The 22,792-nt window shown below is 63.3% G+C and carries 20 protein-coding genes and 1 tRNA gene; 15 read left to right on the top strand and 6 right to left on the bottom strand.

Annotated features, from left to right (window positions below; all coding sequences use genetic code 11):
- Positions 1-5: 5 nt before the first annotated feature.
- A complete protein-coding gene (locus ACGYLD_RS04630; RefSeq protein ID WP_271692434.1) occupies positions 6-1,850 on the bottom strand; it encodes a 5'-nucleotidase C-terminal domain-containing protein in 1,845 nt (614 codons plus the stop codon).
- Positions 1,851-2,015: 165 nt separating this feature from the next.
- Here ACGYLD_RS04630 and nudC point away from each other — a divergent pair, with 165 nt between their 5' ends.
- Complete coding sequence (nudC, locus tag ACGYLD_RS04625) at positions 2,016-2,984, top strand: NAD(+) diphosphatase (RefSeq protein ID WP_271692432.1); 969 nt, start codon at positions 2,016-2,018, stop codon at positions 2,982-2,984.
- 72 nt (positions 2,985-3,056) lie between these two features.
- A complete protein-coding gene (locus ACGYLD_RS04620; protein WP_271692431.1) occupies positions 3,057-3,530 on the top strand; it encodes an SRPBCC family protein in 474 nt (157 codons plus the stop codon).
- Positions 3,531-3,546: 16 nt separating this feature from the next.
- Here ACGYLD_RS04620 and ACGYLD_RS04615 read toward each other — a convergent pair whose 3' ends face one another.
- Entirely contained in the window at positions 3,547-4,404 is an 858-nt protein-coding gene (locus ACGYLD_RS04615; protein ID WP_209216552.1) for a prephenate dehydratase, read from the bottom strand.
- A gap of 154 nt (positions 4,405-4,558) precedes the next feature.
- Here ACGYLD_RS04615 and ACGYLD_RS04610 point away from each other — a divergent pair, with 154 nt between their 5' ends.
- A complete protein-coding gene (locus tag ACGYLD_RS04610; RefSeq protein WP_271692430.1) occupies positions 4,559-5,059 on the top strand; it encodes a cytochrome c family protein in 501 nt (166 codons plus the stop codon).
- A 124-nt stretch (positions 5,060-5,183) separates the two neighbouring features.
- On the top strand, positions 5,184-6,005 hold the full coding sequence (locus ACGYLD_RS04605) for an alpha/beta fold hydrolase (protein ID WP_394401411.1): 822 nt from the start codon (positions 5,184-5,186) through the stop codon (positions 6,003-6,005).
- Between the two features lie 41 nt (positions 6,006-6,046).
- Here the strand turns inward: ACGYLD_RS04605 and ACGYLD_RS04600 are convergent, their stop codons facing one another.
- Positions 6,047-7,300, bottom strand: coding sequence for a GAF domain-containing sensor histidine kinase (locus ACGYLD_RS04600; RefSeq protein ID WP_271692427.1), 1,254 nt, complete (start codon positions 7,298-7,300; stop codon positions 6,047-6,049).
- A 266-nt stretch (positions 7,301-7,566) separates the two neighbouring features.
- On the opposite strand from ACGYLD_RS04600, the gene ACGYLD_RS04595 reads away from it, so the two are divergent.
- Genes ACGYLD_RS04595 through ACGYLD_RS04580 form a run of 4 tightly spaced genes read left to right on the top strand, consistent with a single transcriptional unit; the run spans position 7,567 to position 13,279 of the window.
- A complete protein-coding gene (locus tag ACGYLD_RS04595; protein ID WP_394401408.1) occupies positions 7,567-9,495 on the top strand; it encodes an extracellular solute-binding protein in 1,929 nt (642 codons plus the stop codon).
- A gap of 9 nt (positions 9,496-9,504) precedes the next feature.
- The gene (locus ACGYLD_RS04590) at positions 9,505-10,596 is read left to right on the top strand and encodes a microcin C ABC transporter permease YejB (protein ID WP_067268603.1); all 1,092 of its coding nucleotides are present in this window, start codon (positions 9,505-9,507) and stop codon (positions 10,594-10,596) included.
- Positions 10,596-11,702, top strand: a complete 1,107-nt coding sequence (locus ACGYLD_RS04585; protein ID WP_271692426.1) for an ABC transporter permease — start codon at positions 10,596-10,598, stop codon at positions 11,700-11,702. Before ACGYLD_RS04590 ends, ACGYLD_RS04585 begins: the two co-directional genes overlap by 1 nt.
- On the top strand, positions 11,699-13,279 hold the full coding sequence (locus ACGYLD_RS04580; protein ID WP_394401405.1) for an ABC transporter ATP-binding protein: 1,581 nt from the start codon (positions 11,699-11,701) through the stop codon (positions 13,277-13,279). The genes ACGYLD_RS04585 and ACGYLD_RS04580 overlap by 4 nt, the downstream gene beginning before the upstream one ends.
- Positions 13,280-13,407: 128 nt before the next feature.
- On the opposite strand, the gene ACGYLD_RS04575 is transcribed toward ACGYLD_RS04580, so the two are convergent.
- Both ACGYLD_RS04575 and ACGYLD_RS04570 read right to left on the bottom strand, forming a co-directional pair.
- The gene (locus ACGYLD_RS04575) at positions 13,408-14,871 is read right to left on the bottom strand and encodes a D-alanyl-D-alanine carboxypeptidase family protein (RefSeq protein ID WP_394401402.1); all 1,464 of its coding nucleotides are present in this window, start codon (positions 14,869-14,871) and stop codon (positions 13,408-13,410) included.
- A gap of 263 nt (positions 14,872-15,134) precedes the next feature.
- Positions 15,135-15,842, bottom strand: coding sequence for an HAD family hydrolase (locus ACGYLD_RS04570; protein WP_271692423.1), 708 nt, complete (start codon positions 15,840-15,842; stop codon positions 15,135-15,137).
- Between the two features lie 156 nt (positions 15,843-15,998).
- Here ACGYLD_RS04570 and clpS point away from each other — a divergent pair, with 156 nt between their 5' ends.
- The 7 genes from clpS (at position 15,999) to ACGYLD_RS04535 (ending at position 20,853) form a co-directional block, all read left to right on the top strand.
- Positions 15,999-16,322 carry an ATP-dependent Clp protease adapter ClpS gene (clpS, locus tag ACGYLD_RS04565; RefSeq protein WP_067268646.1) on the top strand — a complete coding sequence of 108 codons (324 nt, stop codon included), beginning with the start codon at positions 15,999-16,001 and terminating at the stop codon, positions 16,320-16,322.
- Between the two features lie 3 nt (positions 16,323-16,325).
- Entirely contained in the window at positions 16,326-17,318 is a 993-nt protein-coding gene (locus ACGYLD_RS04560; RefSeq protein ID WP_271692422.1) for a class I SAM-dependent methyltransferase, read from the top strand.
- Between the two features lie 19 nt (positions 17,319-17,337).
- On the top strand, positions 17,338-18,138 hold the full coding sequence (locus tag ACGYLD_RS04555) for an SDR family NAD(P)-dependent oxidoreductase (RefSeq protein ID WP_067268615.1): 801 nt from the start codon (positions 17,338-17,340) through the stop codon (positions 18,136-18,138).
- A gap of 89 nt (positions 18,139-18,227) precedes the next feature.
- Positions 18,228-18,304 (top strand) — tRNA-Met (locus ACGYLD_RS04550).
- A gap of 141 nt (positions 18,305-18,445) precedes the next feature.
- Complete coding sequence (locus ACGYLD_RS04545) at positions 18,446-18,877, top strand: thioesterase family protein (protein ID WP_067268618.1); 432 nt, start codon at positions 18,446-18,448, stop codon at positions 18,875-18,877.
- Positions 18,878-18,952: 75 nt separating this feature from the next.
- A complete protein-coding gene (locus tag ACGYLD_RS04540) occupies positions 18,953-19,921 on the top strand; it encodes a Gfo/Idh/MocA family protein (RefSeq protein WP_271692421.1) in 969 nt (322 codons plus the stop codon).
- Positions 19,918-20,853, top strand: a complete 936-nt coding sequence (locus ACGYLD_RS04535; protein WP_271692420.1) for an acetamidase/formamidase family protein — start codon at positions 19,918-19,920, stop codon at positions 20,851-20,853. The genes ACGYLD_RS04540 and ACGYLD_RS04535 overlap by 4 nt, the downstream gene beginning before the upstream one ends.
- Before the next feature lie 68 nt (positions 20,854-20,921).
- Here the strand turns inward: ACGYLD_RS04535 and ACGYLD_RS04530 are convergent, their stop codons facing one another.
- The gene (locus ACGYLD_RS04530) at positions 20,922-22,601 is read right to left on the bottom strand and encodes an ABC transporter substrate-binding protein (RefSeq protein WP_394401398.1); all 1,680 of its coding nucleotides are present in this window, start codon (positions 22,599-22,601) and stop codon (positions 20,922-20,924) included.
- Positions 22,602-22,792 lie beyond the last annotated feature (191 nt).

Genomic DNA, 22,792 nt, shown 5'->3' with positions numbered 1-22,792 from the left:
AAGCCTCACAAGCGGATCGCGATTTGGGCGAAGCCCGAGGCGGTCATGCCGCGCGGGGTGGGCGACAGATGGGCGATGTCTTGTAAGAAGGGCAGGGCCTCGGGCGAGGTATAGAGAACCGCCTGCGCCCCCGCTGCATCGAAGCGCCATGGCGGCGCGTCGGACCATGGGCACTCCTGCGGCGTAGCGAGAGCGGCAATTAGGGCGTCGGACAGCGGAAGCGGGCTGCGCAGGGCGACGTCATCCCCCGCCGCGCGGTCAAACCCGCCGCCGCCCGCCGCGCGGAACTGGTTGGTCGCGAGTAGAAACTTCTGGTCTGGCCTCACCGGTGCCCCTTGCCATGAGAGCGCAGTGACCCGTCTGCCGCGGGGGCGGCAGGGGTCAATGGCATAGGTAACGCCAAAAATTGTGTCGCAGTGGAACGGCGGGCGGCAGGGGTCGAGTAGCGGGCCGGGGGTGCTACCGAGCGGGGCAAACACCTCTGCCGCTTTTTCCAAACGCCGGCGCAGGTCGGCACCGGTGAGGCGCAGCGCCCAGACCGCGTTCTGATAGGGAAGCAGCCCGGCGATATGTCGGCGTTGCACTGCGCCCGGCGGGATATGCAGGAAATGCCCCGGCCCGCCGCGCCCGCCTGCCGTATGCGCCGCCGTGGCGGCGAGGATCGGGAGTTCGCTATCCGCCGTGCCCGCGACCCCTTGGCGGATCACCTCGGCCTGCGCGCGGGCGCTCAGCGCGTCGATGGGGGTGGGCATGGCGAGGGCAAAGTAGTTGTGCAGCGCGGTGTCGGTATGGCCGACCACCTCCTCCAGATGCCTCCGCACGCCGATGTGGCTGACCCGGGCCGCGCTCAGCACCGTGGGATCGGCCAGCGTTTGTGTGCTGTTGTCGCGCAGGTGGCTTTGATGGCCCGAGACCGTCCAGCGCCCCTGCGCATCCCGTTCAAGCGCCAGATCCAGCACCGCCAAATCGGACCCGCCAAAGCCCGGCATCGCCGCCGGACGGTCGGACAGCGTGCCGGCCTGCGTATCAACCCCCTCGCGCGGGCCATGGTCATCTCCGGGAAAACGAAGATGGGTGTGGCCGGTGATCACCGCGTCGATCCCGTCGATCTGGGCCAAAGTGCAGATGTCTTCCTCGGTGGTGATTTCACCTTCATGGGCGATGCCCATATGGGCCAGCAGCACGGTCAGATCGGCCCCCTCTGCCCGCAGCGTCAGGGCGGCGCTGCGCAGGCTTTCGAGCGGGCAAATGATCTCGGCCTCATTCTCCAAAACCTCGCGGTTCCAGATCGCGGTTCGGCCCGGCAGGACCGAAAGCAGGCCTACCCGCAGCCGAGAAGAGGGATGCCCCGCAACGGCAGGCAGCAGGCACGAGACGACGGCCCAACGGCGCAGCGGGCCGGGGTCGGTCAAATGCAGATTGGTCGAGATCAGCGGCATGTCCAGCGCCCCGGCCACAGCGCGCAGATAGGGCAGCCCATGGTCGAGGTCGTGATTGCCAAGGCCCAGACCGTCATAATGCAGATGGTTCACACAGGCGACAAGGGGATGCGTATGGGTGACCGGCATCTGCGCCAGTTGATCGCCCAAGGCATTGCCCTGCAACAGATCGCCATTGTCGAGCAGGATACAGGCGGCCCCCTGTTCCGCCGCCTCTGCCCGGGCGGTGCGGATCAAGGTGGCGATCCCGGCCAGCCCGTGATGGCCCACCGAACGGTCGCCCACATAGTCATGCCCCACGATCTGCATATGCAGGTCCGTCGTGGCCAGTATGCGCAGACGTGCCTCGGCCGGGATGCCACCCTCAGGGGGAACGACACCGGTCGAGGCATATGTGCTGCGCCTGTTCACTGAAAAGGTAAGTACTCGTTAAATTTTGCAACTTAAAGATGTTTTGATACGACCAGATTTCAACCGATCTGGCAAGGGGGCTTGGGATTGCCAATCTCTCATGTGCCGTGGCATGGCTGGGCAAAACGCCAAAAGCCTGTATCGGGCCTGTATCGGGAGAGCGCCATGCGTCACGCGGAGACGGTAACCTTTGGAGGCTCGGCCCTTGATCGGGCGGGGGAGATACGCGGCAATCCGGAAGCCTTGGCGCAGTTGCGCGCCGACCCGGCGGCGCGGGCGGTGGTCTTTTGGCGCGGCAAGCCGCTGATCGCGCCCGAACGCCCCGCCGCTTTGGCGCGATTGGCGATGGATCACCCCGTCTTGCAAGAGGCCGAAGGCACGGCGATCTTGCTGGGGCGCGAGGATGGGGCGCCGCGCTTTGCGGTCGATATCTCCGGCTGGGAACCCCCCGATCTGGATCAATCGCAACTGGGCGCGTTCCTTGACCCCAGCGAACAGCGCCATCCGCTTTTGGGCGATGACATGGCCTTTGCCGAGTTGCGCAGGGTGATGACATGGCTTGATCCGCGCGATGCCGAACTGGCGGCCAGCGGCAAGGCGATCCTCGGCTGGCACGACACCCACCGCCATTGCGCGCGCTGCGGCAGCGCCACCGATCTGGCGCAGGGTGGCTGGCAACGGGTCTGCCCAGACTGTGGCGGCGCCCATTTCCCGCGCACCGATCCGGTGGTCATCATGCTGATCACACACGGAAACTCGGTCCTCATGGGCCGCTCCCCCGGTTGGCCCGAGGGGATGTATTCCCTGTTGGCGGGCTTTGTCGAACCGGGAGAGACGGTAGAGGCCGCTGTGCGGCGCGAAGTCTTTGAGGAGGCGGGCGTGCAGGTCGGCGCGGTGAGCTACCTCTCCAGCCAGCCATGGCCCTTTCCGGCGTCCCTCATGCTGGGCTGTGCGGGGCAGGCGCTGAGCCGGGAGTTGACCATCGACCCGGTTGAGATCGAAGACGCGCTTTGGGTCACCCGCGAAGAGATGATGGAGGTTTTTGCCGGAAGCCATCCGCGGCTTCTGCCCGCCCGCCGCGGGGCCATCGCGCATTTCTTGCTGGAAAACTGGCTTGCGGATAGACTGACCTGACACACCGCGCTGACGGGCCCGGACAAAGCGGCGCGGGTGGCAAATGCGAGCAGAAGAATTGGAACGGACCGAATGAAATTCTCCACCAAAGAAGACATCGAAGCGCCGATTGAGGCTGTCTTTGACATGTTGTGCGATTTTGAAAGCTTTGAGCGGGCAGCGATGCGGCGCGGGGCCGAGGTGCAGCGCGCCGATGCCCTGCATCAGCCCGGCGTCGGGATGACATGGAAGGCGGTCTTCCCCCTGCGCGGAAAGCGGCGCGAGTTGACGCTAGAGATGGTGACCTTCGACCGGCCCAACGAGATGGTGATCGACAGCATGTCGCAGGGGCTGGCGGGGCAGATGTCCTTTGAATTGATGCCCCTGTCGCGCAACAGCACGCGGGTTTTGGTCGCGCTTGAGGTCAAACCGCTGACCCTTTCGGCGCGGCTTTGGGTGCAATCGCTGAAACTGGCCAAGACGACATTGACCAAGAAATACAAAGATCGCGTGGCGGAATATGCCCGTGGGATGGAAGAGCGCTACGCGGGCGGCGTCAAGGTCTAAGCCCGCGCGGCCAGACTTACATCCCGGTCGGCGCGCCCCGGCCGGGATGGGCGGGGTAGGCGCCGAGAATCTCCAGCTTGTTGGTGAAATACCCCAGTTCATCCAGCGCGCGTTTCACCGCCGGGTCTTCGGGGTGGCCTTCGATATCGGCGTAGAACTGCGTTGCGGTGAAGGAGCCGCCGACCATATAGCTTTCCAGTTTGGTCATGTTGACGCCATTGGTCGCAAAGCCCCCCATCGCCTTGTAAAGCGCGGCGGGAATGTTGCGCACCTCGAAGACGAAGGTGGTCAGCATCCGCTCGGCCCGGCGCGAAAGGTCGATCTTGGGCGCCATCAGCAAAAAGCGGGTGGTGTTATGGTCCATATCCTCGATATCGCGGGCCAGCACGGTGAGGCCGTTGATCTCTGCCGCGACCTCGCCTGCGAGAACGCCATCGGTGCTGCCTTCGGTCGCGGCCAGTTCGGCGGCGGCCCCGGCGGAATCGGCGGCGGGTTCAGAGGTGATGCCATGTTGCTGCAAAAAGCTGCGTGCCTGCGGCAAAAGCACCAGATGTGCGCGGACATGTTTGATGTCTTCCAATGCCACGCCGGGGCGGGCCATCAGGGCGATGCGCACCCGCACGAAGGCTTCGCCGATGATATGCAGCCCGCTTTCCGGCAGCAGGCGGTGAATGTCGGCCACCCGGCCATAGGTCGTATTCTCGACCGGCAGCATGGCCAGTTCGGCGCGGCCCTCGTTTACGGCCCGGATCACGCCTTCGAACGATTGGCAGGGCACCGGTTCCATGTCGGGGCAGGCCTGAAGGCAGGCCTCGTGACTATAGGCGCCAAGGGCCCCTTGGAAGGCGATGCGCGGCGTGGTCTGGGCGGTCATGGATCGTATCCTGCTGCAAAAGGCGCGGAGAAGGGCAATTGGTCGCGGTAACTACACCTTGCCTGCGCCAAGGGAAAGCAATAGATACGCGGGCAACGATGCCAAGAACCATGGCCCGCCCATGGTGCCAATACCAAGTGATGGACCCTGACGCATGTTCGATACAATGACCCTGACCAAAATCGCAGCCGGCGTATTCGGCGCCTGGTTGGTACTTCTGCTGGGCAAATGGGCGGGTGAAGAGATTTACCACGCCGACGCACATGGGGAAGCGTCCTATGTCATCGAAGTGGCCGACGCCGGTGGTGACGAAGGCGGCGAAGAGATCGATTTTGCCGCCGTGATGGCCGAAGCCGATGCTGACAGCGGGTCGAAAGTCTTCCGCAAATGCGCCGCCTGCCACAAGGTCGACGGGTCCAACGCTGTTGGTCCGCACCTCGACGGTGTCGTTGGCCGCGATATCGCCTCGGTTGACGGTTTCGGCTATTCCGGCGCGCTGACCTCGCTCGAAGGCGATTGGACCCCGGAAGAGCTGAGCGCCTTCCTGCAAAGCCCCAAAGGCTACGCGCCCGGCACCACCATGGGCTTCGCCGGTCTGCGTAAGGTCGAAGACCGCGCCGACGTGATCGCTTACCTGCAAAGCGTTTCCAACTGATATCCCGCGCCATCGCGTGAGAGAAAGCCGCCCTCCGGGGCGGCTTTTGCGTTTGGGCGGGGCGGAACGTCTTATCCCTGGAGGTGTTGGGCCATGAAACGTCCACACCGAAAGGAGACGCGCCATGCAAAGTCACAAAACCACGGTCGATGGAATCGAAATGCGTTGGGAAGAGACGGGGGCGGGGGATCCCGTAATCCTGCTTCACGGCATTCCCACCTGTCCCGCGCTTTGGCGGGATGTCGCGCCCAAGATTACGGGCCGTCGGGTGCTCGCTTGGGAGATGCCGGGCTATGGGGCCTCAATCCCGCAGGGCGAGGGGCGCGATATTTCGGTCGCCAAACAGGCGGACTATCTGGTTGCTTGGATGCGCGATCAGGGCATCACGCGGGCGATCCTCGCGGCGCATGACCTCGGCGGCGGGGTCGCGCAGATCGCGGCGGTGCGTCACCCTGAGATGATCAGCGGGCTGCTTTTGACCAATGCGATCAGCTATGATTCGTGGCCCGTACCGCTGGTCAGCGCGGTGGCCAAGACCGGCGGCGTGGCGAAACATGCGCCCGATGGCTCATTCCACCAGTTGCTGAAGATGATGTTCTCGAAGGGGCATGAGACCGACGCCGCCGCCGAAGCGGCCTTTGACGCCCACGCCCCGCATTACGCGCAGCACGGAGAGGCCGAAGCCTTTGTCAGGCAGGCGCAGTCGCTGGACGTGGAAGACACGAAAGCCATCGCGGACAAGCTGCCCACCCTCAACATCCCCGCGCGGATCGTTTGGGGTGCTGCGGATGACTTCCAAAAGATCGAATATGGCGAGCGGTTAGCGAAAGATCTGAATGCGCCCCTGCGACGGATCGAAGGGGGCAAACACTTCACGCCGGAGGATCACCCCGGCGTGCTGGCGGATGAGATCAACGCGCTGATCCGCACGGTCGACGGGCAGTGATCGGATGCGGGGCGCGGCATAGTACGCGCCCCGTTTTGACTTTACTGAGCGGCGATCACCGGGGCGGTGGCATTCGCGGCGGCAATCCCGCCGATGTCGCAGCGCCAAGCGGGCAGGCGGATCACGGCGCGGCTTTGGCCCGCTTCCACATGCACCTCGAAATCCCCACCGTGCATTTCGATTAGTTTGCGGGTCAGCGGCAGGCCAAGGCCGAGCCCGCCCTTCGTGCTGCGGTGCTCCATCATGCCGCCGACGACGAAGGGTTTGTAAAGCTCGGCCAGATCGACGTGCTCATCGAATGAGCCGTTGTCGATGATCGAAATCTCGATATTGCCCTCGGCGTCTTTGAACGTCTCCAAGGCGATCTCACTGCCGCCATGCAGGACGGAGTTCAGCACAAGTGCCGTCACCGCCAATTCGATCTGGTCGCCGTCGATATGCATCTCCTCAAGCGGGAGACTGTCGCGCAGCGTGATGGTCTTGGGCGTCGCATCCGTGGTGGCGAAATGCAGGGCGGAGACCGATTGCAGAAGGTCGCTCAGGTTGCATTTCCGCTCGTTCAGGCGCAGCTCGCCGGTGCTGACATTGCTGTAGGAAATGATCGTCTCGATCAAGGCGCTCAGATGGTCGACAGACCGGCGGGCCGAGCGGATCAGGAGCGGATTGACCCCCTGTTCGGCCTTGGCCTCCAACATGCGCAGACTGCCGAAAAGAACCGTCAGCGGGGTGCGGAGTTCGTGGCCCACCAGCGTCAGGAAAGTGGCTTCGGCGCTGTTGTCGGCCTCTTGCTCGGACGCGTCCGGCTGGGAGCGTTCAAGGGCCGCGACCACCATGCGGCCCATATCTTCCAATAGGGCGATCTGCTTCTCGGAGGGCGCCTCATGCGGTTGCAGGTCCAGCGCGCACAGGCTGCCGAAGCGATGGCCCGAGGACAGGATCAGCGGCACACCGCAGTAATAGCGTGCCTCGGGGCCGCCCTCGGCGACCATGGGGTGACGCGCGAACCGGGGGTCTTTGCTGAGGTCGGGAACCACCAGCGGCGCGTCCGACATGATTGTATGGCTGCAAAACCCGGTATCTTTCGGCATCGGCCCCAACGGGTAGCCGACCACGGATTTGTACCATTGGGTATCTGCCTCCACGACGCTGATATGTGCGATCGGACAGTCAAGCAGGCGGCGCGTAGCCTCGCAAATGGTGTCGAACAGTGCTTCGTTCTCGGCCGTAAGACCGGGCACATCGAAAACGGCGCGCAGACGGGCTTCTTCGTTAAAGGGAATCGGGTAGGTTCTCATGCTCAGCTCCAGTTTACGCATCGTTAATCTGAGTGAAGAATCTGTTAACTTTAGGGCGAGAAACGGGCTGGGCCGCGAAGATACAGGGGCGGCGGGCTACACTTTGTCGCGAGCTGGGGCGGGGGAAACCGCCAATCCGCGGGGCATGCTTTGCGGTGGACCGCCCGTGCGGGGCAACCTTACATATTCGCAACTTGTATCTTGGCGTCGCACAGCGTTAGCCTAGATGACGCCTATCCGGACTACGCCACGCCAAGGAGTGACCTATGCCCCGTGCCCAGACCCGCGCCGCGACCCGTCCTTCGGTCATTGATGACCTGCCGCTCTGGCTCGCGACGCTGACGCTGATGGTGGCGGCCCTGCTGGCCGGTGCCGCTGCGGCACAGGAGCAGAAGATCATCAAAAGCCACGGTTATTCCTTTTACGGCGATCTGACCTATCCGGCGGATTTCGAGCATTTCGCCTATGTGAACCCGGATGCCCCCAAGGGCGGGGAAATCTCGATCCCCTTCGTCGGCACGCTGGATTCGATGAACCCCTATTCCGGCAAGGGCCGCGCGCATCTGTTTTCGATCTTCGGTTTCGAGAGCCTGCTGGGCGAGGCGCCCTCGGGCGAGCCGCTGCCCTCGGATGTCTATGGCGAGAGTTACTGCCTGCTCTGCGAGAGCCTCGAATACCCCGAGGACAAGTCTTGGGTGACCTTCCACATGCGCCCCGAGGCGCGTTTCTCGGACGGCACGCCAGTGACGGCGCATGACATCGTGTTTTCGCACAACCTGCTGCTGGACGAGGGGCTGAAATCCTACGCCGACGCGGTGCGCAAGCGCATTCCCAAGGTCGAGGCGCTGGATGATCATACAGTGAAATTCCACTTCGCCGACGGCATCTCGCGTCGCAGCCTGATCGAGACGGTGGGCGGCGTGCCAGCATGGCCGAAACATTGGTTCGAGGAAACCGGCAATACCCTCAAGGACAGCTGGATGGACCCGCCCCCCGGATCCGGCGCCTATATGGTCGAAAGCGTCGACCTGACCAAGCGCATCGTGCTGAAACGCAATCCGGACTACTGGGGTAAGGACCTGCCAATCAACCGCGGCCGCATGAACTTCGACCGTATCCGGCTGGAAATCTTCAGCGACGATACATCGGCTTTCGAGGCCTTCAAGGCCGGCGAATACACCTTCCGCGCCGAGGGGGACTCCAAGAAATGGGCCACGGGTTATGACTTCTCCAAGGTGAGTGAGGGTGCCATCGTCAAAGCAGAACTGCCCGACGGCTCGCCTCCGACGCCCTCGGGCATCATCTTCAACTTGGGCCGCGAGACGCTGCAGGACCGCCGCGTGCGCGAGGCCGTGGCGCTGATGTTTAATTTCGAGTGGACCAACGAGTCGCTGCAATACGGGCTGTTTAGTCACCGCGCTTCCTTCACGCAGGACACGCCGCTGATGGCGCAGGGCGCGCCCGAGGGGGCTGAACGGGCGCTTCTGGAAAGCCTCGGCGATCTGGTGGCGGAGGAGTTGCTAACCGAGCCCGCCGTGGTGCCGCATAGCTCCGACCCCGCGCGCCTGTTGGACCGCCGCAACGCGCGCCGCGCTTCCAAGCTGCTGGAAGAGGCAGGCTGGACCGTGCAGAACGGCATGCGCGTGAACGAGGCCGGCGAGCCCCTGCGGCTGAATTTCCTGATGAACTCCGCCGGGTCGCCGACGATTTCGGCAGTGATCGAGAACTTCGTCGGTAACCTCACCTCCATCGGCATCGACGCGCGGCTCGAGAAGGTGGACAGTTCGCAATACACCGCCCGCGAGCGTGACCGCGACTACGACATGATCTATGACGCCTATGCGGCCTTCCTCGGCACCGGCACCGGTCTGGCGCAGCGCTATGGCTCGGAGGCGGCGGAGTTCTCGCTCTTCAACCCGGCAGGCCTCGCCAGCCCCTTGGTGGACGCGATCATCGAGGCATCGCTCGATGCCGAAACGGCTGAGGAGGAAGACGCCGCCCTCATGGCCCTCGACCGGGCGCTGCGGCACGAGTTCTTCATGATCCCGACGTGGTACAACGACAGCTACTGGGTGGCCTATTACGACCAGTACGACCACCCCGAGATCCCGCCCTACGCTTTGGGGTACCTTGATTTCTGGTGGTACGACGAAGAGGCCGCCCAGCAGTTGCGCGCCTCGGGCGCCTTGCGGTAAGGCGACCAAATGGGAGCCTATATCCTCAGACGGCTATTGCTGGTGATCCCGACGTTGTTCGGCATCATGCTGGTCAACTTCGCACTGGTGCAATTCGTGCCCGGTGGCCCGGTGGAACAGGCCATCGCCCGGATTCAGGGCGGCGGTGACGTCTTTGGCGGTTTCGCCGGGGGCAACAACGATGCCGGTGTCGATACCATGGCCCGCGGGTCCGACAGCACCTATGTCGGCGCACGCGGCTTGCCGCCCGAGTTGATCGAGGAATTGGAGAAGGAATTCGGCTTCGACAAACCCCCGGTGGAGCGGTTCTTTCACATGCTGTGGAACTACATGCGGCTCGATTTTGGCGAGAGCTATTTCCGCGCCATCAGCGTGATCGACTTGATCAAGGAAAAGCTGCCGGTCTCGATCACGCTGGGGCTCTGGTCGACGCTAATCGCGCATCTGGTCTCCATCCCCTTGGGCATCCGCAAGGCGGTTCGGGATGGCTCGCGGTTCGACACGTGGACCTCGGGCGCGATCATCGCGGCCTACGCGATCCCCGGATTCCTTTTTGCCATCCTGTTGCTGGTGCTCTTCGCTGGCGGCTCCTACTGGCAGATCTTCCCGCTGCGCGGCCTGACCTCGGATAATTTCGACAGCCTAAGCCCCTTGGGCAAGGTGGCCGATTACTTCTGGCACATCACCCTGCCGGTGCTGGCCTCCACGATCTCGGCCTTTGCCACGCTGACGCTGCTCACCAAGAACAGCTTTCTGGACGAGATCAAAAAGCAATATGTCATCACCGCCCGCGCCAAGGGCCTGTCCGAGAGCAAGGTCCTCTACGGCCATGTCTTTCGCAACGCGATGCTGATCGTGATCGCCAGTTTCCCGGCAGTCTTCATCTCGGTTTTCTTCGGCGGGTCGATCATCATCGAGACGATCTTCAGCCTCGACGGGTTGGGGCGCCTCGGTTTCGAGGCCGCGGTGGCGCGGGACTATCCGATCGTCTTCGGCACGCTCTTCATCTTCGGCCTCATTGGCCTCGTGGTCGGCATCCTGTCTGACCTGATGTATGTGCTTGTCGACCCGCGCATCGACTTCGAGAAGAGGGAAGGCTGATGGCGCTCTCTCCGCTGAACCAGCGCCGCTGGCGCAATTTCACCGCGAACCGGCGCGCCTATTGGTCGCTGTGGATCTTCGCCATCCTGTTCGGGATTTCGCTGCTGGCCGAGTTCGTAGCCAACGACAAGCCGATCCTCGTGAGCTATCGCGGCGAATACTACACGCCGATCTTCAACTTCTACCCCGAGACCGCCTTCGGCGGCGACTTTCAGACCGAGGCCGCCTACCGCGATCCGGAGGTGCAATGTCTTATCGCCACCGGCGGGCTGGACCTCTGTTTCGACGATCCGGAGGGCTACATCCTCGACGCCGAGGATGGCGAGGTCGAAGGGGAGGCAATCGAGACAGGCTGGGCGCTCTGGCCCGTCATTCCTTATTCCTACGACACCGCCGTGGACCGCCCCGGTGCCGCACCCCTGCCGCCCAACTGGCAGAACTGGCTGGGGACCGACGGCACCAAGCGCGACGTCATGGCCCGCGTGATCCATGGTTTCCGCCTGTCGGTGGTCTTCACCCTGATCGTGACTGGCGCGGCCTCGCTCATCGGTATCCTCGCGGGCGCGGTGCAGGGGTTCTTCGGCGGCTGGCTCGACCTCATTTTCCAGCGCATCATCGAGATCTGGTCTTCGACCCCGTCGCTCTACGTCATCATCATCATGTTCGCCATTCTGGGCCGAAGTTTCTGGCTTCTGGTCGTGCTGTTGGTGCTGTTTTCGTGGACTGCATTGGTGGGCGTGGTGCGGGCCGAATTCCTGCGTGCGCGCAACCTTGAATACGTCCGCGCCGCCCGCGCGCTTGGCGTGGGCAATGGTACGATCATGCTGCGCCACATGCTGCCCAACGCCATGGTGGCGACGCTCACGATGCTGCCCTTCATCATCACCGGCACGATCTCCACGCTGGCGACGCTCGACTTCCTCGGCTTCGGCCTGCCGTCCTCGGCGCCCTCGCTGGGTGAGTTGACGCTGCAGGCCAAGCAGAACCTGCAGGCGCCGTGGCTCGCCTTCTCGGCCTTCTTCACCTTTGCCATCATGCTGTCGCTTCTGGTCTTCATCTTCGAGGGCATCCGCGACGCATTCGACCCCAGAAAGACCTTCTCGTGACTGCATTGTTGGACGTCAAAGACCTGCAAGTCTCCTTTCGGCAGGACGGGCAGTTGATCCCGGCGGTGCGCGGGGTGAGCTTTGCCGTGAACCGTGGCGAGACGGTGGCGCTGGTGGGCGAAAGCGGCTCGGGCAAATCGGTCTCGGCGCTGTCGACCGTGTCGCTGCTGGGCGAAAGCGCTGAGGTGAGCGGGTCGGTCACCTACAACGGCCAGCAGATGATCGGCGCCGACGACAAGCTGCTGCGCGACGTGCGCGGCAACGACATTTCCTTCATCTTCCAAGAGCCGATGACCTCGCTCAACCCGCTGCACACGATCGAGAAGCAGTTGGCGGAATCGCTGGCGTTGCATCAGGGGCTGCAAGGTCCGGCGGCGCGGGCGCGGGTGCTGGAACTGCTCCAACAGGTCGGCATCAACGACGCCGAAAGCCGCATGGGCGCCTATCCGCACCAGTTGTCAGGCGGGCAGCGGCAGCGCGTGATGATCGCCATGGCACTGGCCAACAAGCCCGACATCCTGATCGCGGACGAGCCGACGACGGCTCTCGACGTGACCATTCAGGCGCAGATCCTCGACCTGTTGAAGGATCTGAAAGACGAGATGGGCATGGGGCTTTTGTTTATCACCCATGACCTTGGCATCGTGCGGCGCATCGCTGACCGGGTTTTCGTCATGCAAAAGGGGCTGGTGGTCGAGGAAGGCCCGACGGCGGAGATTTTCGACAACCCGCAGCACCCCTACACGCGCAAACTGCTCGGCGCCGAGCCCACTGGTGCGCCCGCGCCCGTGGCCGAAGATGCGCCCGAAGTGCTGCGCACCGACAATCTCAAGGTCTGGTTCCCGATCCAGAAGGGCCTGCTGCGCCGGACCGTGGGCCATGTGAAGGCCGTCAACGACACCAGCCTGTCGATCCGCGCGGGCGAGACATTGGGCATCGTCGGCGAAAGTGGCTCGGGCAAAACCACGGCAGCGCTGGCGATCATGCGGCTCATCGGCTCCGAAGGGGAGGTGACCTTTCGCGGAGAGGACCTGCGCAAATGGTCCACCAAGAAGCTGCGCCGGCTGCGCGCCGACATGCAGATCGTTTTTCAGGACCCCTTCGGCTCGCTCAGCCCGCGGATGACCTGTTTCCAGATCATCAGTGAAGGGCTGGCGATCCACAAGATCGACAAGGGGCGCGACCGGCGCGAGTTGGTGGCCGAGGTGATGACCGAGGTTGGGCTCGATCCCGCGACGATGGACCGCTACCCGCATGAGTTTTCCGGCGGTCAACGCCAGCGCATCGCCATCGCCCGCGCCATGGTGCTGCGGCCGAAGCTCTTGGTGCTGGACGAGCCGACCTCGGCCCTAGACATGACCGTGCAGGTGCAGATCGTTGATCTTCTGCGGGATTTGCAGGCGAAATACGGGCTGGCCTATCTTTTCATCAGTCACGATCTGAAAGTGGTGCGGGCGATGTCGCACAAAGTGATGGTGATGAAACGCGGGAACGTGGTGGAATATGGGGACGTCGACGCGCTTTATGACAATCCGCAGACGGAATACACGCGGAACCTGTTGCAGGCGGCAGGGTAAGCGGGCCTTGCATTTGCGGAGAGGGTAGGGGGGGCGCTGCCCCCATCGCGCCGGGGGCGCGATTCCCCCGCGGTATTTTTAAAAGGATGAAGTTGGTTTGGGCGGCGCTTTGGCCGCCCGGTGGTGGTTTAGCCTTCGCTGGGGCCGATCATGAAGCAGCTGACGTTGCGCGCGGCCAGACGGCGGCAGGCGAGGTCGGCGCTTTCGCGGGACATGCCGAGGAAGTTCGCTTCAAAGCCTTGTGGGCGGCGCACCACTTTGCGCAACGTGCCGTCGAGGGTTGACATTTCGGCCAGTGCGGTTTTCAGCAGGACCTTCTCGGCGGCGTAGCGGCTGGGGAAACGGCCCACGTTCACGCCCCAGTGGCGCCCGCCGGAGGTGGAGACGCGGGTCACGATCTCTTGCTCTACCGCCTGTTGTACCGCCAGCGTCACGTCCTTGGGGCGCGGTTCGGGGCGGGGGGAGGCTTTGGCGGCGGCGATGACGACCTCGGCCTCATTGGCCCCTGGCGTGGGCGCGGCGGCGGGCGGGGTTGGCGCCGTCTCAACCGCTTCGCGCAGCGCTGCGGTGATATCGCTGTTGGAGACCACGCTGGTTGCTTCGGGCGCAGCGGCGGTGGCCACGACCACGACATCGCTGCGGGGGCGCAGTTGCGGGCGTTTGGAGGTGGTGACGGCGCCGACGAGGCGGATCGTTTTGCCAGCAGCGCCGGGGGCGGTTTCCACATCGGCGTAGACGGGTGGGACCGGTTTGCGCAGCGGCGCGGAGGAGGGCGCGCGGCGGAAGCCGAGGTCCATAAGCTCGGCCACTTTGGCGTTGCGCGAGGCGGTGGATTTGCCGCCGAAGACGGTCACGATGATGCGCTCATTGCCCCGTTCGGCCGAGGCGGTGAGGTTGAAGCCGGCGGCGCGGGTGTAGCCGGTCTTGATGCCGTCCGCCCCTTTGTAGGACCCCAGAAACCGGCGGTTTGTATGGGAGACCTTGCGCACGCCTGCGTCGGCGGTGATGCGCGAGAAGAGGTTGTAGTATTGCGGGTAATCATAGAGCAGGTGGCGGCCCATGCGGGTCATGTCGCGGGCGGTGGAGAGGTGGCCGCTCTCGGTCAGCCCGTGCATGTTTTTGAACGTGGTGCGCGTCATGCCAAGCTGTTTGGCAGTGCGGTTCATCCGGCGGGCGAAGGCGGCCTCAGAACCACCGATGGCCTCGCCGATCGCGGTGGCGGCGTCATTGGCGGATTTTACGGCGGCGGCGCGGATGAGATAGCGTAGGGCGATCTTTTGGCCCGGGCGCATGCCCAATTTGCTGGGCGGCTCGGAGGCCGCGTTTTTCGAGATCGTCACTTGGGTATCGAGAGAGATTTCCCCCCGTTCGACCGCTTGGAAGGCGATGTAGAGGGTCATCATCTTGGTCAGGGAAGCCGGGTGCAGGCGGGTATCGGCATTCTCGGCGTGGATTTCTTTGCCGGTGCGAGCGTCGATGACATAGGCGGCGTAGGGGGCAGCGATCGCGCTGAGGGGCAGGAGAACCAGAACCCAGAGTGCTGCGAATAGAAATAGCCCGTAACGGGCCGGCTGAATGCGCCGAGCCTTCATATTTGCCTGCCTTTTACTGCCTCAGGCCGCCGATTTCCGGCTGACCATTTATTAATTGGTTCAAGGCTAGCATAGGACGCCGCATCGCGGAAGCCGTCGAATCCAGTGAACAGGGGAAAAAGGGGCGGATCTCTCCTCCAATATGTAGAGGCTTGCACACATCAACCCACTATAAGCGCGAATAAGGCAAGAATTGGGCGTAAATTGGCCCGCAGTGCGGCATTTTCGGCGATGTGTCAGAACGACTCAGGCGCGGGGGCGAGTCACCCCGACACGATCTTTTCGATCGTTTCTGGGAGGGCTGAGAGGTCGCTGATCTCGGCAAAACGGGGGGAATTGGTTGGCGCTTCGGCATGTTCCATTGCCCATGTGAGGTCATGCGGCACATAGACGCCCCAGCCGCCTGCCGCGATCATCGGGCGCACGTCGGAGGCCATCGAGTTGCCAACCATCAGCCCCCGTTCGGCACCTTGGCCATGCTGCTCAAAAATGTGGCGATAGGCGGCTTCGGTCTTGTGAGAGACGATTTCGACCGCGTCGAACCTGTCGCGCAGGCCCGATTGGGCCAGTTTGCGCTCTTGGTCCAGCAGGTCGCCTTTGGTCACCACGATGAGCCGGTAGTCGCCGCGTAGGTTTTCCAGCACGTCTTCGACATGGGGCAGCAATTCGATGGGATGGTCCAGCATGTCACGTCCGGCGGCGAGCAGATCGCTGATCACCTCGGCAGGGACTTTGCCTTCTGTCACCTCGATCGCGGTCTCGATCATCGATAGGGTGAAGCCTTTGATTCCATAGCCGTAATGCGGCAGATTGCGCCGTTCGGCCTCCAGTAGCCGGGCCATCAGGTGGTCGCGTTCACTATGTTCGGCGAGAAGGGCTGCAAAACGGTCGTGAGAGAGTGCAAAGTAGCGTTCATTATGCCACAATGTGTCATCCGCATCGAAACCGATAGTGGTGAGTGCCCCGCCCATATGTGCTGCCTCTTTCCTAAATTGGTTCAGGGGTTATATAGACGGCTGCACGACGAACAAGCTCTACCCCCAGCCGCAGGAGCAGCAATGCACCGTGACGACGTGAAAGCAGATTGGACGATCCAGCCCGCAGGCCGGTCCGCGCCGGGCGCGTGGATGATGGCCGACGGCCCCAAGGATGACGACGACAGCGAGTTGCTGACCAAGACCCGCCCCAAGACCAAACGCCCGCCGCTCTACAAGGTGATGTTGCTGAACGACGATTTCACCCCGATGGAATTCGTGGTGCATGTTTTGGAACGTTTCTTTGGCCTGAACCACGCGCAGGCGTTCGAGATCATGTTGACGGTTCACAAGAAGGGGCTGGCCGTGGTTGGCGTCTTTAGCCACGAGATCGCGGAGACGAAAGTGGCGCAGGTGATGGATTTTGCCCGGCGTCACCAGCATCCGCTTCAATGCACCATGGAAAAAGAAGAATAACACGTGATTGATCCGCGACTGGAACTGGCCCTGAACGGCGGTGGGCTGGACCTGCCCGAAACTGGGGTGATCGCTGTCTTTCAGCCCCCCGTGGATGCGGATTTGGCCGGTCTTCCGCCCGAGCGTTGTAAGATCATTCACGATTTCAAACCTGCCTATGACGCATGGACGGCGCGGGGCTATGAGGCGGCGCATTCGATCGAGGGGCGCTATGCTGCGGCCATCGTCTGCCTGCCGCGCGCCAAACATGAGGCCCGCGCTTTGGTCGCCCAAGCTTGTGCCGTAAGCGATGGGCCGGTGGTGGTCGACGGGCAAAAGACCGATGGCGCGGATTCCATCCTGCGCGAGATGCGGGCGCGGGTGACGGTGCAGGGGCCGATCTCCAAGGCGCATGGCAAGCTTTACTGGATCGACGCGGGCGCGAGCGACTTCTTCACCGATTGGGAGGCCGGTCCGGCCCAAACAGAGGGTGGTTTTTGGACCGCGCCGGGGGTGTTCTCTGCCGATGGGGTCGATCTGGCCTCGGCGCTTTTGGTGGATGTGCTGCCCGATAACCTCGGGGCCGAAGTGGCCGATCTGGGGGCGGGCTGGGGGTTCCTTTCAGCGCATGTTTTGACGCGGCCCAAGGTGAAGACGGTGCATTTGGTCGAGGCCGGGCATATGGCGCTGGAATGCGCGCGCCATAACGTCACCGATGACCGCGCCGTGTTCCATTGGGAGGATGCCACCCAATGGCAGCCGCCGCACCGGATGGATACCGTGGTGATGAACCCGCCTTTCCACACAGGCCGCGCCGCTGAGCCGCAGATCGGTCAGGCCTTTGTCGCCGCTGCCGCGCGGATCCTCTCGGGGCAGGGCGATCTGTGGATGGTGGCCAACCGGCATCTGCCCTATGAGGCGGAACTGAAGAAACGCTTTGCTCAGGTGGCCGAGCTTGGAGGCGATGCGCGGTTCAAGATGTTCCACGCCACACGCCCGCTGACCCGGCGCCGCTGAGCCTAAAGGGGGTATCCCGATGTCATTCTCGATCTCTGGTAAAACAGCCATCATCACCGGCGCGGCGGACGGGATCGGCCTTGCCATCGCGCGGCATCTGGCCGACCGGGGCGCCAATGTCATGTGCGCCGATTCCAACGAGAAAAAGCTGATGGAAGAGCTGGGCGACACGCCGGACGACGGGAATATCCGCGTCTTCGCCGGTGATCTGCGCCAGCGGCTGACCATCGCCAACCTCGTCTCGGCCACGATCGATGCTTATGATCAGGTTGATATCCTCGTGAATGCCTCGCGGCAGGTGATGCCGACCGATCCGCTCGATGTGGAGGATGGCTCGGTCGAGACCCTGTTGCAGCAAAACCTGATGACGGCACTGCAACTGTCGCAGCAGGTGGCGCGGCGGATGATCAAACAAGCCGAGGGCCAGACCGAGGGGCAGGTGGGGTCGATCATCAACCTTAGCTCCATCGCGGCACAGCGCCACCAGCCGGATATGATGGGCTATGCCATCGCCTCGGCGGCGGTGCAGCAGATGACCCGCTCTCTGGCGCTGGTGCTCGCGCCGCATCGGATACGGGTGAACGCGATCTCTTTCGGTTCGGTGATGAGCGCGTCCCTCCGCGCTGCCGTGGCCGAAAACCGCGATTGGCGCGACGACATCCGCGCGCATACGCCGCTTGGCCGGATCGCCGGGCCGAACGAGCTTTGCGAGGCGGTGCAATTCCTCGCCGCCGAAAGCTCGGGCTTCATGACGGGCGAGATCATGACCATCGACGGCGGGCGCACGCTGCTCGATGTGGTCTCGGCCCCCGCGCATTGAGGGCGGGCGGCAGTTTTCTGCGGCAAAAGTGAAATCATCCAGATTTCGCCCTTGACCCCAATGCCAAGCTGCCTTATCCGACGCGCCACGGCGTTATAGCTCAGTTGGTTAGAGCGAACGACTCATAATCGTTAGGTCCCTGGTTCAAATCCAGGTAACGCCACCATCCTCCCCCCCCCCTTTGTTTCAGATGAACATCCGGCGTCAGCGCTGCTGCGTGCGCGTCGCGCTTGGGTTGCGCATGGAGCTGGAAGGGATAGAAGATAGCCCATGCCCCGCGCGGGTTTGAGCAGATGAAAGAAGCCTTATGACCACGGAAAACTTCGTTCACGAGATCAACGTCACTTGGGGCGATTGTGACCCGGCGCAGATCGCCTATACCGCGCGGCTGCCCTATTTCGCATTGGATGCGATCAACGCGTGGTGGGAGGCGCATTTTGACGGTGACGGCTGGTTTCAGCTTCAGATCGACCGCAATATCGGCACGCCTTTCGTCAACCTGTCGATGGATTTCCGCAGCCCGGTCACCCCGCGGCACAAGCTGATGTGCGAAACCTATCCGACGCGGCTTGGTAATAAATCCATCACTTTCGGCATGAAGGCGCGGCAGAATGGGGTGCTGTGTTTCGAAGGGTCTTTCACCTGCGTCTTTACCATCGCGGATGTGTTCAAAAGCCAATCCGCGCCCGAAGAATTGGCTCGTGTGATCAAACCTTTGGTCCGCGCCGACCTCGCTTGAGGCAATTGCGCCGCGAGCAGTTGAAGTTCCCCCGATTGCAGCGTCTTATCGCGCAGCACATTGAGGGAGACGAAGATGACGATCAGGACTGCGGTAATCGGGTTGGGGATCATGGGGCGGCGCATGGCCGAGAAAATGGTGCTGCACCCTGACTTCACGGTCACCACTATGTGGGATCCCGACCCCGCGGCCTCTGCCGCCGCGCAAGAGGTCGCGCCGGAGGCGGTTGTCTCCGCCACGGCGTCCGAAGCGATGGCCGATGTCGATCTCGTCTATCTCGCCTGCCCCCCGGTGCCGCGCAAAGCCTATGCGCTTGAAGCCGCGGCGGCGGGCAAGGCGATCTTCCTTGAGAAACCGCTTGGCGTGGATATCGCTGAGAGCCGCGCTTTGGTCGCCGAGTTGCAGGCCGCAGGCGTTCCGGCGGCGGTCAACTTTACCCAAGCGGCGGGGGCGGCGCTGACCGATCTGACGCGGTCGATCCAAGAGGGCGCGCTTGGCGATCTCTGCGGCATCGACATCATCGTGACCTATCCGGCTTGGCCCCGGGCATGGCAGGTGGATGCCGATTGGCTGCGCTTTGCCGCTGAGGGGGGCATGACGCGTGAGGTGATCTCGCACTTCCTGTTCCTGAGCGAGCGGGTGCTGGGGCCGCTGACCCTACAATGGGCCCATGCGGAATACCCCGACGAAAAGCTATGCGAAACCCATGTGGCGGCGCGATTGGTTAACGCCGAAGGTTTGCCAGTTTCGATCCTCGGTTCTGTCGGCGGCGCGCAGCCGGACCGGCAGGAGGTGACGGTGAAAGGCGCGAAGGCCAGCCGCCGCATCTCGGAATTCTCCATCGATACCGTCTCGACCGGTGAGGATTTCGCGCCGACCAGTGACGCCCCCGCCGACACCCGCGCCACCAGCCTCAAGGCGCAGCTTGATGACATGGCACAGCTGATGGCGGGCAAGCCCAGCCGTCTGGCCACGCCAGAGGAAGCGCTGCGGGTGCAGGAACTGATCGAAGGCATCTTGGCCAACCGGGGGGCGCAGTCATGACCGCCACGCTGCATTCTTCGCCCGAGAGCTGCCATTGGGGCTATTTCGAGGCCAGCCGCCCGCCTGCGCTGACCATCCAAAGCGGCGAAGAGGTGATCATCAACACCGTCTCTGGCGCGCCCAATTGCCTGCCGCCCGAGGGCTTCCACGTCCCACCCGAACTCTACGACATCCACAAGGCAGGCCCGCCGCCGATGCCGGGCCATATCCTGACCGGGCCGGTCGCCGTCGAAGGCGCGATGCCCGGCGATGTGCTGAAGGTCGAAATCCTTGATGTCGCGCTGCGGCAGGACTGGGGGTATAATTTTATCCGCCCCTTGGCAGGCACGCTGCCGCAGGATTTCCCCGAGACCTATCACAGCAACATCCCGCTCGACGCAGAGCGGGGCGTCGCCCGGCTGCCTTGGGGGCTGGAACTGCCCTTGGCCCCGTTCTTTGGCGTGATGGCCGTGGCGCCGCCGCCCGAATGGGGCCGGATCGCCACCATTGAGCCGCGCAAGCATGGGGGCAATCTGGACAACAAGGAACTGGGGGCGGGCAGCACGCTTTACCTGCCGGTCTTCAACGAAGGGGCGCTGTTTTCCTGCGGGGATGGGCATGGCGCGCAGGGCGATGGGGAGGTCTGCGTCACGGCGATTGAGACGGCGCTACAGGGGCGCTTCCGTCTGACCGTGTTGAAGGACCGCACAGTCAGCTATCCGCAGGCCGAAACGCCGAGCCATGTGATCACGATGGGCATGGCCCCCGACCTCGACCGCTGCGCGGAGATGGCCCTGCGCGAGATGATCACATTGGTCTCAGCACGCGCGGGGATCAGCCGCGAGGATGCCTATGTGCTCTGTTCGCTGGCGGGCGATCTGCGGATCACCCAGACGGTGAACCGTGAAAAGGGCGTGCATATGATGATGGCGAAAGAGTTGATCGGCGGTTAACCGCGCCGCCGCGCCAAGAAAAAGGGCCGCATCGCTGCGGCCCTTTCGCGTGTCTACTTAGCGGCAGATCACTCTTCCGCCCAAGCCATCCGCGCCGGGTGATATTCGAACCCGATGTGATGCGCGGCACCCACCAGCCCCTCGCGGGTGTGGTTGTAGAGCGAGCGCCAGTAGGGCTGGATCGTGACGCCATCGTCTTGCAGCATCTTCTCACCCTTCGCCATGATCTCGCGGCGCGCTTCGACATCCGCCGTTGCCAGCGCCTCTGACAGCAGGGCGTCGAACTCGGGGTTGGCATAGCCAAACTCGTTCCACGCCTCGCCCGAGCGGTAGGCCAGCGCCCAGATCTGCACGCCCAAGGGCCGCGCGTTCCAGTTGGTGGAGGAGAAGGGGTATTTCACCCAGTCGTTCCAGAAGGTCGAGCCGGGCAGGATGGTGCGTTTGACCTTGATGCCTGCGTCGCGCAGTTGAGCGGCCACGGCATCGGTCGTGTCTTTGCGCCATGCATCGTCGATCGAGAATAGCTCATGCTCGTAATCCGCCATGCCCGCCTCTTCCATCAGCGCGCGGGCGGCTTCGGGGTCGGTCTTGGGCGGCTCGATCTCGGCGTATTCGGGATGCATCGGGCCGACGTGGTGGTTCTCGGCGACGAGGCCGCGCCCGGCGTAGCCGAGTTCCAGCAGCACGGCATTGTCGACGGCCAGTTGCAGCGCGTTGCGCACGCGCTTGTCCTCATAGGGTTTCATGCCGTCGACTTCGGCCAATTGGTTGGGGCGGATCACAATGGTCGCCGCCGTGGCGATCTCATTCTCGACCCAGCCGTCAAGCGTGCTCATCACGTCGATATATTCGCCTTCCATGGAGTAGAAAGCGTCAACCTCTTCGGCCTCGGCGGCGGCGATCCATGCGGAAGGATCGGTGCCGTAGTCGATATATTCCAAACGGTCGATATAGGGCCCGCCGAAGACCTCACTGCCCCACCATGTGTGATCGGGGTTCTTCACCAGCACGCTTTTCACGCCAACTTCGAGCGACTCGGGCAGGTAGGGGCCGGTGCCTTTGGGGTTTTCCAACATGTTGTCGGGGTCGAACCCTTCGGGCGTGATCGCGGCGGGGTAGTCGGCCATGCCGGGGATCAGCGTGATGTCGGATTTGGGCAGGGTCAGCTTGACCGTATGATCATCCACCACCTCGATCGCGCCCTCGATGGCCTTGCCGGTTTCCTCGTCCACCAGTGTGGCGAAACGGCCCGCCATGGAGTTGCCTTCGAGCGACTTGTCGCACCAGCCTTCGATGTTGCGCGCCACGTCCTGCGCGGTGAAGGCGGTGCCGTCGTTCCATGTCACGCCCTTGCGGACGTTCAGCGTGTATTCGGTGGCGTCGTCGTTGATCTCCCAGCTTTCCAGCAGACCGGGGGTGAAGGTGCCGTCATTCTCCCAGATGGCGAGGTATTCCAGCCAGCCGCGGCTGAAGTTGGCGATCTGCGACCAGTCATAGGTGCGCGGATCTTTCAGGGCACGCACCTCCATCTGCATCCGCACGGTGCCGCCTTCCTTGAGGTTGGCATGTGCCGCCGCGCGCGCGGGCGCGGCCATGCCAAGCATCCCGTAGGCTGTGGCGGACGTGGCCCCGAAGGCGCTCGCAATCGCCAGAAACTCGCGTCTGCTGACGGGGTCTTTCTTGGCGTTCTCGGCTGATGTCAGCACGGATTGCGGCAGCGGTTTTCCGGTGCGTGTCAAAAATTCCATGATTTTCCTCTCTGTTGGTGCGTTGGCCGGGCCATCGCGGACCCCCACTTTTCACGGCGGGGCAGGTGATGCAGTTGACCTGCTTTTGTCGCCTCTTGAGGTGGGCGCGGGGTGTTTAGTCTGCCGATCAGGCGCGTTGCGTCAAGCCTGTCGCGGGAAGTTGAGCAGCAAGCTAGCGCAGGAAAGCGGCC

Origin of the sequence: Sulfitobacter sp. 1A12056, from assembly GCF_043558125.1 — a bacterium.
GTDB classification, from domain to species: Bacteria; Pseudomonadota; Alphaproteobacteria; order Rhodobacterales; family Rhodobacteraceae; genus Sulfitobacter; species Sulfitobacter faviae.
This window is presented reverse-complemented; position numbering and strand designations above follow the sequence as displayed.

Bases quoted from the DNA above. Each gene is read 5' to 3' on its own strand.
- nudC (WP_271692432.1), top strand. From the start codon at position 2,016: ATGCGTCACGCGGAGACGGTAACCTTTGGAGGCTCGGCCCTTGATCGG.
- ACGYLD_RS04620 (WP_271692431.1), top strand. From the start codon at position 3,057: ATGAAATTCTCCACCAAAGAAGACATCGAAGCGCCGATTGAGGCTGTC.
- ACGYLD_RS04615 (WP_209216552.1), bottom strand. From the start codon at position 4,404: ATGACCGCCCAGACCACGCCGCGCATCGCCTTCCAAGGGGCCCTTGGC.
- ACGYLD_RS04610 (WP_271692430.1), top strand. From the start codon at position 4,559: ATGTTCGATACAATGACCCTGACCAAAATCGCAGCCGGCGTATTCGGC.
- ACGYLD_RS04605 (WP_394401411.1), top strand. From the start codon at position 5,184: ATGCAAAGTCACAAAACCACGGTCGATGGAATCGAAATGCGTTGGGAA.
- ACGYLD_RS04600 (WP_271692427.1), bottom strand. From the start codon at position 7,300: ATGAGAACCTACCCGATTCCCTTTAACGAAGAAGCCCGTCTGCGCGCC.
- ACGYLD_RS04595 (WP_394401408.1), top strand. From the start codon at position 7,567: ATGCCCCGTGCCCAGACCCGCGCCGCGACCCGTCCTTCGGTCATTGAT.
- ACGYLD_RS04590 (WP_067268603.1), top strand. From the start codon at position 9,505: ATGGGAGCCTATATCCTCAGACGGCTATTGCTGGTGATCCCGACGTTG.
- ACGYLD_RS04585 (WP_271692426.1), top strand. From the start codon at position 10,596: ATGGCGCTCTCTCCGCTGAACCAGCGCCGCTGGCGCAATTTCACCGCG.
- ACGYLD_RS04575 (WP_394401402.1), bottom strand. From the start codon at position 14,871: ATGAAGGCTCGGCGCATTCAGCCGGCCCGTTACGGGCTATTTCTATTC.
- ACGYLD_RS04570 (WP_271692423.1), bottom strand. From the start codon at position 15,842: ATGGGCGGGGCACTCACCACTATCGGTTTCGATGCGGATGACACATTG.
- clpS (WP_067268646.1), top strand. From the start codon at position 15,999: ATGATGGCCGACGGCCCCAAGGATGACGACGACAGCGAGTTGCTGACC.
- ACGYLD_RS04555 (WP_067268615.1), top strand. From the start codon at position 17,338: ATGTCATTCTCGATCTCTGGTAAAACAGCCATCATCACCGGCGCGGCG.
- ACGYLD_RS04545 (WP_067268618.1), top strand. From the start codon at position 18,446: ATGACCACGGAAAACTTCGTTCACGAGATCAACGTCACTTGGGGCGAT.
- ACGYLD_RS04540 (WP_271692421.1), top strand. From the start codon at position 18,953: ATGACGATCAGGACTGCGGTAATCGGGTTGGGGATCATGGGGCGGCGC.
- ACGYLD_RS04535 (WP_271692420.1), top strand. From the start codon at position 19,918: ATGACCGCCACGCTGCATTCTTCGCCCGAGAGCTGCCATTGGGGCTAT.
- ACGYLD_RS04530 (WP_394401398.1), bottom strand. From the start codon at position 22,601: ATGGAATTTTTGACACGCACCGGAAAACCGCTGCCGCAATCCGTGCTG.